Source organism: Streptomyces sp. NBC_01294 (genome assembly GCF_035917235.1).
Classification (GTDB): Bacteria; Actinomycetota; Actinomycetes; order Streptomycetales; family Streptomycetaceae; genus Streptomyces; species Streptomyces caledonius.
The window spans coordinates 1,337,675-1,353,378 of record NZ_CP108423.1; the positions used below are offsets into that span (position 1 = coordinate 1,337,675).

The 15,704-nt window shown below is 70.3% G+C and carries 13 protein-coding genes; 9 read left to right on the forward strand and 4 right to left on the reverse strand.

Translation table 11 applies throughout. The features are described from left to right. The first annotated feature begins 93 nt into the window (after positions 1-93). From OG534_RS06230 to pssA, 9 genes are all read left to right on the forward strand, one after another. Positions 94-1,893: a 3-hydroxyacyl-CoA dehydrogenase family protein gene (locus OG534_RS06230; RefSeq protein ID WP_326587068.1), complete on the forward strand. Its 1,800-nt coding sequence runs from the start codon at positions 94-96 to the stop codon at positions 1,891-1,893. Positions 1,894-2,056: 163 nt separating this feature from the next. Beyond that, complete coding sequence (locus tag OG534_RS06235) at positions 2,057-2,869, forward strand: TetR family transcriptional regulator (protein ID WP_326587069.1); 813 nt, start codon at positions 2,057-2,059, stop codon at positions 2,867-2,869. A 380-nt stretch (positions 2,870-3,249) separates the two neighbouring features. After that, complete coding sequence (gene ccrA, locus OG534_RS06240) at positions 3,250-4,587, forward strand: crotonyl-CoA carboxylase/reductase (RefSeq protein WP_326587070.1); 1,338 nt, start codon at positions 3,250-3,252, stop codon at positions 4,585-4,587. A gap of 31 nt (positions 4,588-4,618) precedes the next feature. Beyond that, positions 4,619-6,697 carry a protein meaA gene (locus tag OG534_RS06245; protein ID WP_326587071.1) on the forward strand — a complete coding sequence of 693 codons (2,079 nt, stop codon included), beginning with the start codon at positions 4,619-4,621 and terminating at the stop codon, positions 6,695-6,697. Positions 6,698-6,771: 74 nt separating this feature from the next. Further along, entirely contained in the window at positions 6,772-7,725 is a 954-nt protein-coding gene (locus tag OG534_RS06250; RefSeq protein ID WP_326593497.1) for an HpcH/HpaI aldolase/citrate lyase family protein, read from the forward strand. 15 nt (positions 7,726-7,740) lie between these two features. Then, positions 7,741-8,253 (forward strand): MaoC family dehydratase, encoded by a 513-nt coding sequence (locus tag OG534_RS06255; RefSeq protein ID WP_326587072.1) that lies wholly within the window; start codon positions 7,741-7,743, stop codon positions 8,251-8,253. Positions 8,254-8,255: 2 nt separating this feature from the next. Continuing rightward, positions 8,256-9,461, forward strand: a complete 1,206-nt coding sequence (locus OG534_RS06260) for an acyl-CoA dehydrogenase family protein (RefSeq protein WP_326587073.1) — start codon at positions 8,256-8,258, stop codon at positions 9,459-9,461. 186 nt (positions 9,462-9,647) lie between these two features. Continuing rightward, positions 9,648-10,295 (forward strand): phosphatidylserine decarboxylase, encoded by a 648-nt coding sequence (locus OG534_RS06265; RefSeq protein WP_326587074.1) that lies wholly within the window; start codon positions 9,648-9,650, stop codon positions 10,293-10,295. A 64-nt stretch (positions 10,296-10,359) separates the two neighbouring features. Next, positions 10,360-11,139 carry a CDP-diacylglycerol--serine O-phosphatidyltransferase gene (gene pssA, locus OG534_RS06270; RefSeq protein ID WP_398562926.1) on the forward strand — a complete coding sequence of 260 codons (780 nt, stop codon included), beginning with the start codon at positions 10,360-10,362 and terminating at the stop codon, positions 11,137-11,139. A 420-nt stretch (positions 11,140-11,559) separates the two neighbouring features. Here pssA and OG534_RS06275 read toward each other — a convergent pair whose 3' ends face one another. From OG534_RS06275 to OG534_RS06290, 4 genes are read right to left on the reverse strand one after another with little or no spacing between them, the layout of a single operon-like run. Beyond that, positions 11,560-12,837 (reverse strand): ABC transporter substrate-binding protein, encoded by a 1,278-nt coding sequence (locus OG534_RS06275; protein ID WP_326587076.1) that lies wholly within the window; start codon positions 12,835-12,837, stop codon positions 11,560-11,562. Then, on the reverse strand, positions 12,834-13,898 hold the full coding sequence (locus OG534_RS06280) for a branched-chain amino acid ABC transporter permease (protein ID WP_326587077.1): 1,065 nt from the start codon (positions 13,896-13,898) through the stop codon (positions 12,834-12,836). Before OG534_RS06280 ends, OG534_RS06275 begins: the two co-directional genes overlap by 4 nt. After that, positions 13,891-14,781 carry a branched-chain amino acid ABC transporter permease gene (locus tag OG534_RS06285; protein WP_326587078.1) on the reverse strand — a complete coding sequence of 297 codons (891 nt, stop codon included), beginning with the start codon at positions 14,779-14,781 and terminating at the stop codon, positions 13,891-13,893. Before OG534_RS06285 ends, OG534_RS06280 begins: the two co-directional genes overlap by 8 nt. Next, positions 14,778-15,584 (reverse strand): ABC transporter ATP-binding protein, encoded by an 807-nt coding sequence (locus OG534_RS06290; RefSeq protein WP_326587079.1) that lies wholly within the window; start codon positions 15,582-15,584, stop codon positions 14,778-14,780. Before OG534_RS06290 ends, OG534_RS06285 begins: the two co-directional genes overlap by 4 nt. Positions 15,585-15,704: the final 120 nt, after the last annotated feature.

The following is a 15,704-nucleotide window of genomic DNA, read 5'->3' on the forward strand; positions in this document are numbered from 1 at the left end:
GGCTCTTTCACCGCACGGCACTCCGTACGGCATCCGCGCGCGCTGTGCGCCGCGCGCCCCTCAGTCGTCACCCTCTTCCACTGGAGTCCCTCGATGGACCGTCAGTCCAGTCAGCCCACCCTCCAGACCATCGCCGTCGTCGGCCTCGGCACGATGGGCACCGGCATCGCCGAGGTCCTCGCCCGGGCCGGCCGCGAGGTCATCGGCATCGACATCAGCGAGACCGCCGCCCGCCGGGCCGCCGCCTCCCTCGCCGCGTCCACCGCGCGCTCCGTCACCCGCGAGCGCATCACCGAGCAGGAGCGGGCGGACGTGCTCGCCCGCTTCCGTACCTTCACCGACCTGGCGGCCGCCGCCGAGGCCGATCTCGTCATCGAGGTCGTGCCCGAGTCGTACGAGGTCAAGCAGCAGGTGTTCCGCGAGCTGGACGCGATCGTCCGCCCCGGCACGATCCTGGCCACGGGCACCAACGCCCTGTCGGTGACCCGGCTCGCCGCCGAGTCCCAGCGCCCCGAGCGCGTGCTGGGCCTGCACTTCTTCAACCCGGCCCCGGCGATGAAGCTGGTCGAGGTCGTCAGCTGCGTCCTCACCGCCCCGCCGGCCGTGGAGGCGGTCACCGAGCTGGCCCGCGCGCTCGGCAAGGAGCCCGTCGCGGTCGGCGACCGGCCCGGTTTCGTCGCGGACGGCCTGCTCTTCGGCTACCTGAACCAGGCCGCCGCGATGTACGAGGCGAAGTACGCCTCCCGCGAGGACATCGACGCGGCGATGCGGCTCGGCTGCGGCCTGCCCATGGGCCCGCTGGCGCTGCTCGACCTGATCGGCGTGGACACGGCCCGCACCGTCCTGGAGGCCATGTACACCTCCTCCGGCGACCGGCTGCACGCCCCGGCCCCGGTCCTGGGCCAGCTCGCCGCCGCGGGCCTGACCGGGCAGAAGTCCGGACGCGGCTTCTACACGTACGAGGCGCCCGGCAGCTCGGTGATCGTCCGTGACCTCCAGACCCCGCCGGACGGATCCCTGCTCGGCACGGGCCGTCCCGTCTCCTCGGTCGGCGTGGCCGGCTCGGGCACCATGGCGAGCGGGATCGCGCAGGTCTTCGCGCAGTCCGGGTTCGATGTGGTCCTGGCCGCGCGCAGCCAGGAGAAGGCGGACGCGGCGAAGGCCGCCATCGGCAAGTCCCTGGGCCGTGCGGTGTCCAGGGGCAGGCTGACGGAGGAGGCCGCCGCGCAGACCCTGGGCCGGATCACCCCGGCCGGTTCGCTGGACGCCTTCGCCGACGTGGACCTGGCCGTCGAGGCGGTCGCCGAGGACCTGGCGGTCAAGCAGGAGCTGTTCGCGGCCCTGGACAAGGTCTGCAAGCCGGGTGCGGTGCTGGCGACCACCACCTCCTCGCTGCCGGTGATCGCGGTGGCCCGCGTGACCTCGCGCCCGCAGGACGTGATCGGCATGCACTTCTTCAACCCGGCCCCGGCGATGAAGCTGGTCGAGGTGGTCCGGACCGTCCTGACGGCCGACGACGTGCACGCCACGGTCCGCGCGATCTGCACCAAGGTGCGCAAGCACCCGGTGGACTGCGGCGACCGGGCCGGCTTCATCGTGAACGCGCTGCTGTTCCCGTACCTCAACAACGCGATCAAGATGGTCGAGCAGCACTACGCCGACATCGACCAGATCGACGCGGCGATGAAGCTGGGCGGCGGCTACCCGATGGGACCGTTCGAGCTGCTCGACGTGGTCGGCCTCGATGTGTCGCTGGCCATCGAGAAGGTCCTCCACGAGGAGTTCCGCGACCCGGGCCTGGCCCCGTCCCCGCTGCTGGAGCACCTGGTGGCGGCGGGCTGCCTGGGCCGGAAGACCGGCCGCGGTTTCCGTGAGTACGCCGCCCGCCGGTAACCGGTCGGGCCACGAGCCGGATGCGTGGGGAGGGCTGCTCGGGTCCGCCGGACCCTCACGGCGGACTGACCCTCCCGAGCCCAGTGCGGGCTCTCCCCCGCATCCACCCCCCTCTCACCCCCCGCAGGCGCGCTCCCCTGCACGAATGAAGTACTTTCGCTCTATGTCCCAGCCCGCCAAGACCTCGCCCCGCGCCGCCACGGCATCCGACGTCCCGGAGAGCACGGCCGGCACCAAGGCGGCCGCCCAGCGGCTCAAAATGCGCCGCGAGCTCGCCGCCGCGGCCATGGAGCTCTTCGCGACCAAGGGGTACGAGGCGACGACGGTCGACGAGATCGCCGCGACCGCCGGGGTGGCGCGCCGGACCTTCTTCCGGCACTTCCGGTCCAAGGAAGAGGCGATCTTCCCGGACCACGACGACACCCTGACCCGCGCCGAGGCCGTCCTCGACGTGGCCCCGGCGCACGAGCACCCGCTCGACACGGTGTGCCGCGGGATCAAGGAAGTCATGAAGATGTACGCCGCCTCGCCCGCGGTGTCGGTGGAGCGCTACCGGCTGACCCGCGAGGTGCCGGCGCTGCGGGAGCGGGAGATCGCCTCGGTGGCCCGGTACGAGCGGCTGTTCACCCGCTACCTGCTGGCCCACTTCGACGAGACCGACCACCACGACGGCAACGACGATCCGCTGCTGGCCGAGGTGGCCGCCTCTGCCGTGGTCACCGCCCACAACCACGTGCTGCGGCGCTGGCTGCGGGCGGGCGGTCAGGGAGACGTTGAGGCCCAGCTGGACCACGCCTTCTCGATCGTCCGGAAGACCTTCGGCACGGGGATCGGCGCGGGCCGCACCCTGAGCACGGCGCCGGCCGCGCCGGCCGCGGTCCGCACCGAGGGCGAGGTGCTGGTGGCGGTGGCCCGGACCGACGCACCCCTCGACGAGGTCATGCGGACCATCGAAGAGGCACTGCGCGCCAAGTAGCGACACGCGTCACAGCGGCCGCCCCCGTCACGGGGGCGGCCGCTTTCGTATGTCCGACTTGCCCCTACTCACGGGTAACTCTGATCGATCATCGCTCATCGGTGCAGGTCAATCGGCAAATGAGAGAAAGTTTTGGCACGCGGTGCCTTGCCGGGTGACACGGGGTGCCATACGTTGAATCTCGTCCGGATGTCCCCGCGACCCACGCCCACACGGCACGGAACGCGCCCCGGATGCCGCCTGCGTCACCAGGCACCGCACGCCCCACCACGGGCGTCGCCCCGCACCACCGCACCAGCCGGACCGACGGCACACCACACCTGCACCACGCACCCCCTTTACCTCAGCGCACCCTCATCAGCGCTAGCCGGAGGCTCACCGTGAAGGACATCCTGGACGCGATTCAGTCGCAGTCCGCCACCGCCGCAGACTTCGCGGCCCTGCCGCTTCCCGACTCCTACCGCGCGATCACCGTGCACAAGGACGAGGCGGAGATGTTCGCGGGGCTCACGACGCGCGAGAAGGACCCGCGCAAGTCGCTGCACCTGGACCAGGTCCCCGTGCCGGAGCTGGGTCCGGGCGAGGCCCTGGTGGCCGTCATGGCCTCCTCGGTCAACTACAACTCGGTGTGGACCTCGATCTTCGAGCCGGTGTCCACCTTCAGCTTCCTGGAGCGCTACGGGCGCCTGTCGGAGCTCACCAAGCGCCACGACCTCCCGTACCACGTCATCGGCTCCGACCTCGCGGGCGTCGTGCTGCGCACCGGCCCCGGCGTCAACGCCTGGAAGCCGGGCGACGAGGTCGTCGCGCACTGCCTCTCGGTCGAGCTGGAGTCCTCGGACGGCCACAACGACACGATGCTCGACCCCGAGCAGCGCATCTGGGGCTTCGAGACCAACTTCGGCGGCCTGGCGGAGATCGCGCTGGTCAAGTCGAACCAGCTGATGCCCAAGCCCGGCCACCTGAGCTGGGAGGAGGCCGCCTCCCCCGGTCTGGTCAACTCCACCGCCTACCGCCAGCTGGTCTCCCGCAACGGCGCCGGCATGAAGCAGGGCGACAACGTCCTGATCTGGGGCGCGAGCGGCGGGCTCGGCTCGTACGCCACCCAGTTCGCCCTGGCCGGCGGCGCCAACCCGATCTGTGTGGTCTCCAGCCCCGAGAAGGCGGACATCTGCAGGGCGATGGGCGCGACCGCGGTCATCGACCGCAACGCCGAGGGCTACAAGTTCTGGAAGGACGAGCACACCCAGGACCCGAAGGAGTGGAAGCGCTTCGGCAAGCGCATCCGCGAGCTGACCGGCGGCGAGGACATCGACATCGTCTTCGAGCACCCCGGCCGGGAGACCTTCGGCGCGAGCGTCTACGTCACCCGCAAGGGCGGCACCATCACCACCTGCGCCTCGACCTCGGGCTACATGCACGAGTACGACAACCGCTACCTGTGGATGTCGCTCAAGCGGATCATCGGCTCGCACTTCGCGAACTACCGCGAGGCGTGGGAGGCCAACCGTCTGATCTCGAAGGGCAAGATCCACCCCACCCTCTCGAAGGTCTACTCCCTGGAGGACACCGGCCAGGCCGCCTACGACGTGCACCGCAACCTCCACCAGGGCAAGGTCGGCGTCCTCGCGCTGGCCCCCGAGGAGGGCCTGGGCGTGCGCGACCACGAGCTGCGCGCCACGCACCTCGACGCGATCAACCGCTTCCGTAACGTCTGAGTCCGTTCAAAGGCCTAAGGGACAGCCTGAGATGACAGAGCGCCAGAAGGACCGTCCGTGGCTCATGCGGACGTACGCCGGCCACTCCACGGCCGAGGCGTCCAACGAGCTGTACCGCCGCAACCTGGCCAAGGGCCAGACGGGCCTGTCGGTCGCGTTCGACCTGCCGACCCAGACCGGCTACGACCCCGACCACATCCTCGCCCGCGGCGAGGTGGGCCGGGTCGGGGTCCCCGTCTCCCACCTGGGCGACATGCGGCGGCTGTTCCAGGACATACCCCTGGAGCAGATGAACACCTCGATGACGATCAACGCCACCGCCATGTGGCTGCTGGCGCTCTACCAGGTGGCCGCCGAGGAGCAGGGGGCGGACATCTCCCAGCTCCAGGGCACCACACAGAACGACATCGTCAAGGAGTACCTCTCGCGCGGGACGCACGTCTTCCCGCCGGGGCCGTCCCTGCGGCTGACGACGGACATGATCGCGTACACGGTCAACCACATCCCGAAGTGGAACCCGATCAACATCTGCAGCTACCACCTGCAGGAGGCCGGGGCCACGCCGGTCCAGGAGATCTCGTACGCGATGTCCACGGCGATCGCGGTCCTCGACTCGGTGCGCGACTCGGGGCAGGTGCCCGAGGAGCGCTTCGGCGAGGTCGTGGCCCGGATCTCCTTCTTCGTGAACGCGGGCGTCCGCTTCGTCGAGGAGATGTGCAAGATGCGCGCCTTCGGCCGCATCTGGGACAAGGTCACCAAGGAGCGCTACGGCATCGAGAACGCGAAGCAGCGCCGCTTCCGTTACGGCGTCCAGGTCAACTCCCTGGGTCTGACCGAGGCGCAGCCGGAGAACAACGTCCAGCGCATCGTGCTGGAGATGCTCGCGGTCACCCTCTCCAAGGACGCCCGCGCCCGCGCCGTGCAGCTGCCCGCCTGGAACGAGGCGCTGGGCCTGCCCCGTCCCTGGGACCAGCAGTGGTCGCTGCGCATCCAGCAGGTCCTCGCCCACGAGAGCGACCTGCTGGAGTACGAGGACATCTTCGCCGGATCCCACGTCATCGAGGCCAAAGTCGACTCCCTGGTCGCCGACTGCCTGGCCGAGATCGACCGGATCCAGGAGATGGGCGGCGCCATGGCCGCCGTCGAGTCCGGGTACCTGAAGGGCGAGCTGGTCTCCTCGCACGCCGAGCGGCGGGCGCGGATCGAGGCCGGCGAGGACAAGATCGTCGGCGTCAACTGCTTCCAGCAGACCGAGGAGAACCCGCTCACCTCGGACCTGGACGGCGCCATCATGACGGTGGACCCGGCCGTCGAGGCCCTGACCGTCGAGCGCATCGGCCGCTGGCGGGCCGAGCGCCAGGAGTCCTCGGACCGGCAGGGCGGCGGCGACCCGTTCGTCTTCCCGACCGTCGGCCAGGCCCTGGACCGGCTGAAGCAGGCCGCGGCCGGCACCGAGAACCTGATGGAGGCCACCCTGGAGTGCGCCCGGGCCGGTGTCACCACCGGCGAGTGGTCGAGCGCGCTGCGCGAGGTGTTCGGCGAGTTCCGCGCCCCGACGGGGGTCTCCTCGGCCCCGGTGGCGGTCACCGCCGAGCCCGGCACGCCGATGCACGAGGTCCGCGAGAAGGTGGCCCGTACGGCCGACGAGCTCGGCTCGGGCCGGCTGCGCCTGCTGGTGGGCAAGCCCGGCCTGGACGGGCACTCCAACGGCGCCGAGCAGATCGCCGTGCGGGCCCGCGACGCCGGCTTCGAAGTGGTCTACCAGGGCATCAGGCTGACGCCGGAGGAGATCTCCGCCGCCGCGCTGGCCGAGGACGTGCACTGCGTGGGACTGTCCATCCTGTCCGGATCCCACAGCGCACTCGTCCCGGATGTCCTCGAACGCCTGCGTGCGGCGGGGGCGGGTGACATCCCCGTCATCGTCGGAGGCATCATTCCGAACGCGGATGCCGTGACGCTGAAGGCGGCCGGTGTGGCCGCCGTCTTCACGCCGAAGGACTTCGGCATCACGGAGATCATCGGCCGTATCGTCGACGAGATCCGCAAAGCCAACAAGCTCGACCCCCTTCAGAACACCGCAAACCTTGCAAGCACGGAGGTCCCCGCATGACCACGCCTGCCCACCCGTCGCCCGCCACCGCCCTGCCTGGCCTCCGCTCCGCGTCGGACACCCCTGGTCCTGTGGTGAACCGCCTTCGCCCGCGTCGCTCCTGCCTCGCCGTGCCGGGCTCCAACCCGCGGTTCCTGGAGAAGGCCCAGGGACTGCCGGCCGACCAGGTCTTCCTGGACCTGGAGGACGCCTGTGCGCCGCTCGCCAAGGAAGGCGCCCGCCACACGATCGTGGACGCGCTGAACAACGGCGACTGGACGGGCAAGACCCGGGTCGTCCGCGTGAACGACTGGACGACGCACTGGACGTACCGCGATGTCATCACGGTCGTCGAGGGCGCCGGCCAGAACCTCGACTGCATCATGCTGCCGAAGGTCCAGGACGCCCAGCAGGTCGTCGCGCTGGACCTGCTGCTGACGCAGATCGAGAAGACGATGGGCTTCGAGGTCGGCAAGATCGGCATCGAGGCGCAGATCGAGAACGCCAAGGGCCTGGTGAACGTCGACGAGATCGCCGCCGCCTCGCCCCGGCTGGAGACCATCATCTTCGGCCCGGCCGACTTCATGGCCTCCATCAACATGAAGTCGCTGGTCGTGGGCATGCAGCCGCCCGGCTACGGCGCGGACGCCTACCACTACATCCTGATGCGCATCCTGATGGCCGCCCGCATGCACAACCTCCAGGCGATCGACGGCCCCTTCCTCCAGATCCGTGACGTGGACGCCTACCGCGAGGTGGCCGGCCGGGCGGCGGCTCTGGGCTTCGACGGCAAGTGGGTGCTGCACCCCGGTCAGGTCGACGCTGCCAACGAGGTCTTCTCCCCCTCGCAGGAGGACTACGACCACTCCGAGCTGATCCTCGACGCGTACGACTGGTGCACCTCGGAGGCCGGCGGCAAGAAGGGCTCGGCGATGCTCGGCGACGAGATGATCGACGAGGCCAGCCGCAAGATGGCCCTGGTCATCGCGGGCAAGGGCCGCGCCGCGGGCATGCAGCGCACCAGCAAGTTCGAGATTCCCACCAGCTGACAAGGACAGATCCCCATGCAGTTCGGACGCACGTACGAAGAGTTCGAGATCGGGGCGGTCTACAAGCACTGGCCCGGGAAGACGGTCACGGAGTACGACGACCACCTCTTCTGTCTGCTGACCATGAACCACCACCCGCTCCACATGGACAGCAACTACGCCGAGAACACGACCGACTTCGGCAAGAACGTGGTCGTGGGCAACTACATCTACTCGCTGCTGCTCGGCATGTCCGTGCCGGACGTCTCCGGGAAGGCCATCGCCAACCTGGAGATCGAGTCCCTGCGGCACGTGGCGCCGACCTTCCACGGCGACACGATCTACGGCGAGACCACGGTCCTCGACAAGACCCCGTCGAAGTCGAAGAACGACCGCGGCATCGTCTACGTCGAGACCAAGGGCTACAAGCAGGACGGCACCCTCGTCTGCGTCTTCCGGCGCAAGGTGATGGTCCCGACCGAGACGTACATCAAGGAGCGCGGCGGCGAGCAGCCCGGCCGCCCCCAGCTGAAGACCCAGGAGAAGTAGCCATGGCCCGACTCGCCCAGACCGCCGGGCTCACGGACGTCCAGCGGGAGATCCTGAAGACCGTCCGCGAGTTCGTCGACAAGGAGATCATCCCAGTCGCGACCGAGCTGGAGCACCGCGACGAGTACCCGCAACAGATCGTCGACGGTCTCAAGGAGCTCGGCCTCTTCGGGCTGATGATCCCCGAGGAGTACGGCGGCCTGGGTGAGTCGCTTCTCACCTACGCCCTGTGCGTCGAGGAGATCGCGCGGGGCTGGATGTCCGTCTCGGGCATCATCAACACCCACTTCATCGTGGCGTACATGATCAAGCAGCACGGCACGCAGGAGCAGAAGGACTACTTCCTCCCCCGGATGGCGCTGGGCGAGGTGCGCGGCGCGTTCTCGATGTCCGAGCCGGCGCTGGGCTCGGACGTGTCGGCCATCTCGTCCAAGGCGGTGAAGGACGGCGACGAGTACGTCCTGAACGGCCAGAAGATGTGGCTGACGAACGGCGGCACCTCCACCCTGGTGGCCGTCCTCGTCCGAAGTGACGAAGGACACCCCGAGGGCACGGCGCCCCACAAGTCGATGACGACCTTCCTCATCGAGAAGGAGCCCGGCTTCGGCGAGGTGCGGCCCGGCCTCACCATCCCCGGCAAGATCGACAAGATGGGCTACAAGGGCGTCGACACGACCGAGCTCATCATGGACGGACTGCGCATTCCGGCCAATCGGGTCCTCGGCGGCCAGACCGGCCGAGGGTTTTACCAAATGATGGACGGGGTCGAGGTCGGCCGCGTCAACGTGGCGGCACGTGGCTGCGGCGTCGCTCAGCGTGCTTTCGAACTGGGTGTCTCATATGCCCAGCAACGTCACACTTTCGGCAAGGCGATCGCCGAACACCAGGCCATCCAGTTCAAGCTCGCCGAGATGGCTACCAAGGTCGAAGCCGCCCATGCGATGATGGTCAATGCGGCACGCAAAAAGGACTCCGGGGAACGAAACGACCTCGAAGCAGGGATGGCGAAGTACCTCGCCTCCGAGTACTGCAAGGAGGTGGTCGAGGACGCCTTCCGTATCCACGGCGGATACGGGTTCTCGAAGGAGTACGAGATCGAGCGCCTCTACCGCGAGGCTCCGATGCTGCTGATCGGTGAAGGTACCGCCGAGATCCAGAAAATGATCATTGGGCGACGCTTGCTCGAGGAGTACCGACTCCAGGGCTGAAAGTCCCTTTTGCGGCGGATCGCACCCAGGTTCGTCGCAAAGGGGTCACTCCCAGTCACTGGCCGGCGGTCATCGACTCGGCTTCTGGCTTGCCCAGTTGTTGCGCGCAACCGATAGCATTCCAGTAAAGCCGCCGTCCCGTCCCCCTGTTTGCGGCGCGGCAATCACCCGCTACGAAGGTCATCCATGCCCCACAGCCAAACCTCTGCACCTCGCGGCAGCGTCCGCCTCGCGCGCGGAGCATCGCCGTGGCTTCTGCCGACCGTCGCCACCGCGGCGCTCAGCCTCGCCCGGGCGCGCAAGTCCGGACGCTGGGCCGCGGCGGCCGTGCCCGCCACCGCGCTCGCCGCGGGCATGCTGTGGTTCTTCCGCGACCCCGAGCGTGAGATCACTCAGGGCCGTGTCATCTCGCCCGCCGACGGTGTGGTGCAGAGCATCATGCCGTGGAAGGGCGGGCGGACCCGGGTCGCGATCTTCATGAGCCCGCTGAACGTCCACGTCAACCGCGCGCCCCTCGCGGGCACGGTGACGTCCGTGGAGCACATCCCCGGCGGATTCGTCCCGGCGTTCAACAAGGAGAGCGAGAACAACGAGCGCGTTGTCTGGCACTTCGACACCGAGCTCGGTGACATCGAGATGGTGCAGATCGCCGGCGCCGTGGCCCGTCGCATCGTGCCCTACCTGCCGGCCGGTACCAAGGTGGAGCAGGGCGAACGCATCGGTCTGATCCGCTTCGGCTCCCGCGTCGACATCTACCTCCCGGAGGGCGTCGAGGTCGCGGTCGAGGTCGGTCAGGCCACCACCGCGGGGGTGACACGAATTGACCGTGACTGACCCAGAGACTCCGGCCGCCGGCTGGGTGCCCGAGCCTGCCGAGGAGGAGTCCGCCGAGGACGACATGCCGCTCTCGCTGCGGCTGTCGATAGCGGACACCCTCACGCTCGGCAACGCGACGTGCGGATTCATGGCGGTGTACTTCACCACCACCGGGATCCTCATCCCGCACCTCACCGGCAGTGGCGAATCGGGCATGGCCCGTAACAGCGCCGCGACGGCAGTGATACTGATGCTGCTCGCCGCGGTCTTCGACCTCTTCGACGGCATCGTGGCCCGCAAGCTGCGCAGCTCGCCGATGGGTGCCGAGCTGGACAACCTGTCCGACCTGATCAGCTTCGGCCTGGCTCCGGCCTACTTCGTGCTCGTCTACGGCATGGTCGCCGTGGACGCGCACCAGAAGATGTCGGCGCTGGCCGCGATCGTGGTGCTGCTCGCCGTGGTGCTCAGACTCGCGAGATTCAGCTGCGTGACGATGAAGGACGGCATGTTCCAGGGCATGCCGAGCCCCTTCGGCGCGCTGACGGTCGTCTCGATCGTGCTGCTGGAGCTGCCGTTCATCCCGACGCTGCTCGCGATCATCGGGGTGGCCTGGCTGATGGTGAGCCGGGTCGAGTACCCCAAGCCTCGGGGCGTTCTCGCCGTGGCGATGCTCTGCTGGATCATCGGCGCGATGGGGCTGCTGGCGGCCTGGGCGTTCGACGCCCCGGGCGGTCAGATGCTGCTCCAGACCGGCTGCGCCCTGCAGATCGCGATGGCGGCGACCATTCCGCTGTTCGCGACGACCCGGAAGGCGAACACCTTCCGGCACAACCGTCGCGAGGCCCGCGCTTCGCTGCGCTAGCCGCACCACTGCTCGTACGAGAGGGCCCCGGATGCCGATGGCATCCGGGGCCCTCTCGTCATGTGCGGCGCGCCGCGGCGCAAGCGGCCCCGGGCTGCGCCCGGGCTTCCCGGGGCTCCGCCCCAGACCCCGCGCCTCAATCGCCGGCGGGGCTCAAAGACCGGGGCTCCGCCCCGTACCCCGCGCCTCAAACGCCGGCGGGGCTGAAAGGGGTCCCGGCAGGCCTCGAACCCCGGCAGGGGCAGAGAGGGGCCCGGCAGGGTGGGGAGGGCCCTGGCAGGGGCGGAGGGGTCCCGGCAGGGTGGAGAGGGCCCTGGCAGGGGCGGAGGGGTCCCGGCAGGGTGGAGAGGGCCCTGGCAGGGCTCCGGCCCCGGCAGGGGTGGAGGGGTGCCTGCCGGGGCCGGAGAGGGGCGGTGGGGCTCAGCCTGGCGGGGTGTAGGACTGGGCCGCCGGGGTGACGGCGGCTTCCTTGATCACCTTCAGGCCGCCCGGGGTCTGCTCGTCCGGCTTCATGATCACGCTCTGCCGGGTGGAGGGGGCCTTCGGATCGGAGAAGTCGTGCGTGATGCCGAAGCCGCTGTCGTAGGCCTTCAGGGTCAGCAGGGCCTTGCCGACGCCCTCTCGGGTGAGGTCCTTGTCGGCGCAGGCCTTCTTCAGGGCCTCTCCGTAGACCGCTGCGGCCGTGTACCCGGCCACCACGCCGTTGTCGAGCCCGGCGTCCGGGTACGCGGCCTTGTAGGCCGCGGCGAGGGCCGCCGGGCCGGCCGCCGTGGACCCGATGGGCAGGGTGGACGCGGCCACGTAGTAGTCCTTCTGCAGGGCCGCGCCCGCCGGGGTGGCGAGCAGCTGGGGGGCGAAGGCGGAGTTGTTGCCGACCACGGGGACGTTCCAGCCGCCGGCCGCCGCGACGCCGACCAGCGAGGCCGCCTGCTTGGGCCCCGCGCTGATCACCACGGCCTTGACCCCGGCCTGTTTGAGGGCCGCGACCTGCGCGGACATGTCGTTGTCGGTGGGCTTGATCTTCTGCTCGACGACGGTGAGCCCGGCCTCCTTGGCCGCGTGCTTGGACCCGGTGAGGGAGTTCTCGCCGTAGTCCCCCTCGAAGTACACGTGCCCGATCTTGTCGCCGGAGGCGATGCGCTTCTGGTCGAGGAGGTAGCCGATGGCGTTGACCGTCTCGATGTCGTACGTGGCCCCGACCGTACGGATGGACGCGCTGCCCAGCAAGGAGGCGGACCAGGCCTGCGGGATGACCAGGCCCTTGTCCTGGCCGTCGATGCGGTCCTTGACCGCGGCGACGAAGGGCGAGCCGATGAACTGGGCGAAGCCCAGCACCTCGGGCTCCAGCTCGGTGTAGCCGGCGAGGGCCTTCTGCGGGTCGTAGCCGTGGTCGCGGACGGTCAGTTCCAGCCGGCGGCCGCAGATGCCGCCCGCGTCGTTGGTCTGCTTGATCCAGAGCTGCTGAGCCTGGGTGACGCTCTTGCCGAGGGAGGCGTACACGCCGGTCATGTCGGTGAGGGCGCCGAGCCGGATGCCGGTGGCCGTGACCCCCTTGCCGGTCTTGACCCCGCCTTCGGCCTGCTTGTCCTCGCTGCCGCCGCCCGCCTTGGCGCTGCAGCCGGCGGCGGTGAGGACGAGCGCGGCCGTGAGGGCCGCCGTACCGAGTCGCGCTCGCTTGTTCGCACTGGGTCTGATCACGCTGGCTCCTTCGGGGGACGTGCGGGCTGGGTGGGCCGGATCCGGGCGAGGCCGCCCGGGAGGAACAGGACGACGGCGACGACGGCCGCGCCGTACAGGTAGCGGGACGCCTCGCCCGGGGAGACGCCGCCGGTGCCCGGGGCGGAGACGAGCGGGAGGGCGTCGCTGTAGCGGGTGAGCAGCTGGGGCAGCAGGGAGACGAAGGCCGCGCCGATGACGGAGCCCGCGACCGTGCCGAGGCCGCCGATCACGATCATGGCGAGGTATTCGAGGGACAGCACCATGCCGAAGTAGTCCGGCACGGTGCGCTGGAAGACGAGGGCGAGCAGCACCCCCGCCAGGCCGGCGTACATGGAGGACAGGACGAAGACGGCGGCCCGGTAGCGGGCGACGGGGACGCCCATGACCCCGGCGGCGATGTTGTGGTCGCGGATGGCGTTCATGGCGCGGCCCGGGCGCCCGCGCAGGATGCCGCGGGCGAGGAGGGCGCAGCCCAGCAGGGCCGCGAGGGCGACGTACCAGAGCTTCTCCGCGGACTGGAAGGGGACGGCGGCGATCACGCTCTCGGTGTCGTCGAAGGTGATGCCGAAGAGGGAGAGGGGTTCGACGGCGCGGCCGTTGAAACCGCCGGTCAGGGAGGTGGCGTTGAACAGGACGTGCTGCCCGATGAAGATCAGGGCGAGGGTGGCGATGCCCAGGTAGGCGCCCCGCAGCCGGCCGGCGATGGGGCTGAAGAGCCCGCCGGCGGCTCCCGCGAGCGCGACGGCGAGGATCGCCGCGAGCCAGCTGGGCAGGCCGAGGCCGACGAGTGCGTGCCCGCCGGAGCGTCCGCCGTCACCGGCGAGCGCGCAGTACCCGTACGCGCCGACGGCGAGGAAGAAGGCGTGCCCCATGGACAGCTGGCCGGTGGCACCGGTGAGCAGGTTGAGCCCGATGGCGCCGATCCCGGCGGCGATGGCGAACAGCCCGGCCTGGAGCCAGAACCGCTCCAGGTAGAACGGCAGGGCGAGCAGGACCACGGCCCCGGCGGCCAGCAGGCTCCGGCGGAGGGTGTCAGACACGGGCGAGCTCCTTCGTGCCGAAGAGGCCGGCCGGACGCAGGAGCAGGACCACGACCATCACCACGTACGGGGCGAGGTCGCCGATGCCGCGGCCGAGGAAGGTGAGCTGGCTCTGGTAGCCGGTGGCCATGGCCTCGGTGACGCCGACGATCAGGCCTCCCGCCAGGGCTCCGGTGGTGGAGTCGAGGCCGCCGAGGATGGCCGCGGGGAAGGCCTTGAGGGCGGCCAGCGAGGTGGCCCGTTCCAGTCCGGGGGTGGGGAAGACGGTGAGGAAGAGCGCGGCGACCGCGGCGAGGGCTCCGGCGACCGCCCACGCGGCCAGCGACACCCGGCCCAGCCGTACGCCCATCAGCGCGGCCGTCTCCGGTTTCTCGGCGGCGGCCCGCATGGCCACGCCCCACGCGGTGTGGCGGAAGGCGAGGAGGAAAACGGTGATCATCAGGGAGGCGGCGATCAGGGCGGCGATGCGGGTCTGCGGCACGGTGACCGGTCCGAGGTGGATCACGGCCGCGCCCCACGGGTCGCCGAGGGCGAGCACGTCCGTACCGATGCGACGGGTGAGGTCGGTGATGAGCAGGATGTCCACGCCGATGGTGACGATGGCCAGGACGCCCGGGTCCTGGCCCCGGTAGCGCCGCATCACCAGGAACTCCACGCCGGCGCCGACCGCGGCGGCCGCGCCGGTGCCCACCGCGAGGGCGGGCCAGAAGCCGATGTCGTCGTGCAGGACGGCGGTGACGTAACCGCCCGCCAGGAGGAGGGAGGCGTGGGCGAAGTTGACGACCTCCGTGGCCTTGAAGATGACCACGAAGCCGAGGGCGATCAGGGCGTAGACGGAGCCCATGGAGAGGCCGCCGAGGAGCAGTTCCAGGAAGGTGGTCACGCGGCCGGTTCCTCCTCGCCGAGGTAGGCGCGGACGACCGCCGGGTCGTTCTGCACCTGGGCGGGCGTCCCGCCGCCGATCCGTTTTCCGAAGTCGAGCACGGTCACCGCGTCCGCGAGCCGCATCACCACCCCCATGTCGTGTTCGACCAGCACGATCGAGATGCCGAGGCCGTCGCGGACGCCCGCGACGACGGCGGCGGTGCGCGTGCGTTCGTCCGCGGTCATCCCGGCGACGGGTTCGTCCAGGAGCAGCAGCCGGGGCTCCATGCACAGGGCCCGGGCCAGTTCGACGAGTTTCTGTTTGCCGTACGGGAGGGAGCCCGCGGGGGCGGCCAGATCGGCCTCCAGGCCGACGAAGGCGGCGATCTCGCGGACCCGTTCGCGGTGCAGCCGGTCCTCGCGGACGGCTGACGGCAGCCGCAGCCCGGTGGCGAGGAACCCCGAGCGCATCAGCCGGTGGCGGCCGAGCAGCAGGCTGTCGGCGACCGTGGTGTGCGGGGGCAGCGCCAGGTTCTGGAAGGTGCGGGCGACACCGAGGGCGGCGACGGCGTGCGGGGCGAGGCCGGTGAGTTCGGTGGCGCCGAAGCGCACGCTGCCGGAGGTGGCCCGGTAGACCCCGGAGAGCACGTTGAAGCAGGTGGACTTGCCGGCTCCGTTGGGTCCGATGACGGCGTGCACGCTGCCGGGCTCGACGGTGAAGGAGACGGAGTCGAGGGCGGTGAGGCCGGCGAACCGGACGGTCACGTCGGTGACCCGGAGGGTCGGCGGGCCGGCCGGCTGCGCCGGTGCGGGCGTGGTCACGGCGACCACCTGCCGGCCGCCTGCGCAGTGCCGTGCCGGGGTGTGCCGGGTGGGAGCGTGCCGGGCGGGGGCATGCCCAGTGGGGGCGCGCCGGACGGGAACGTGTCGACGTCGCCCGCC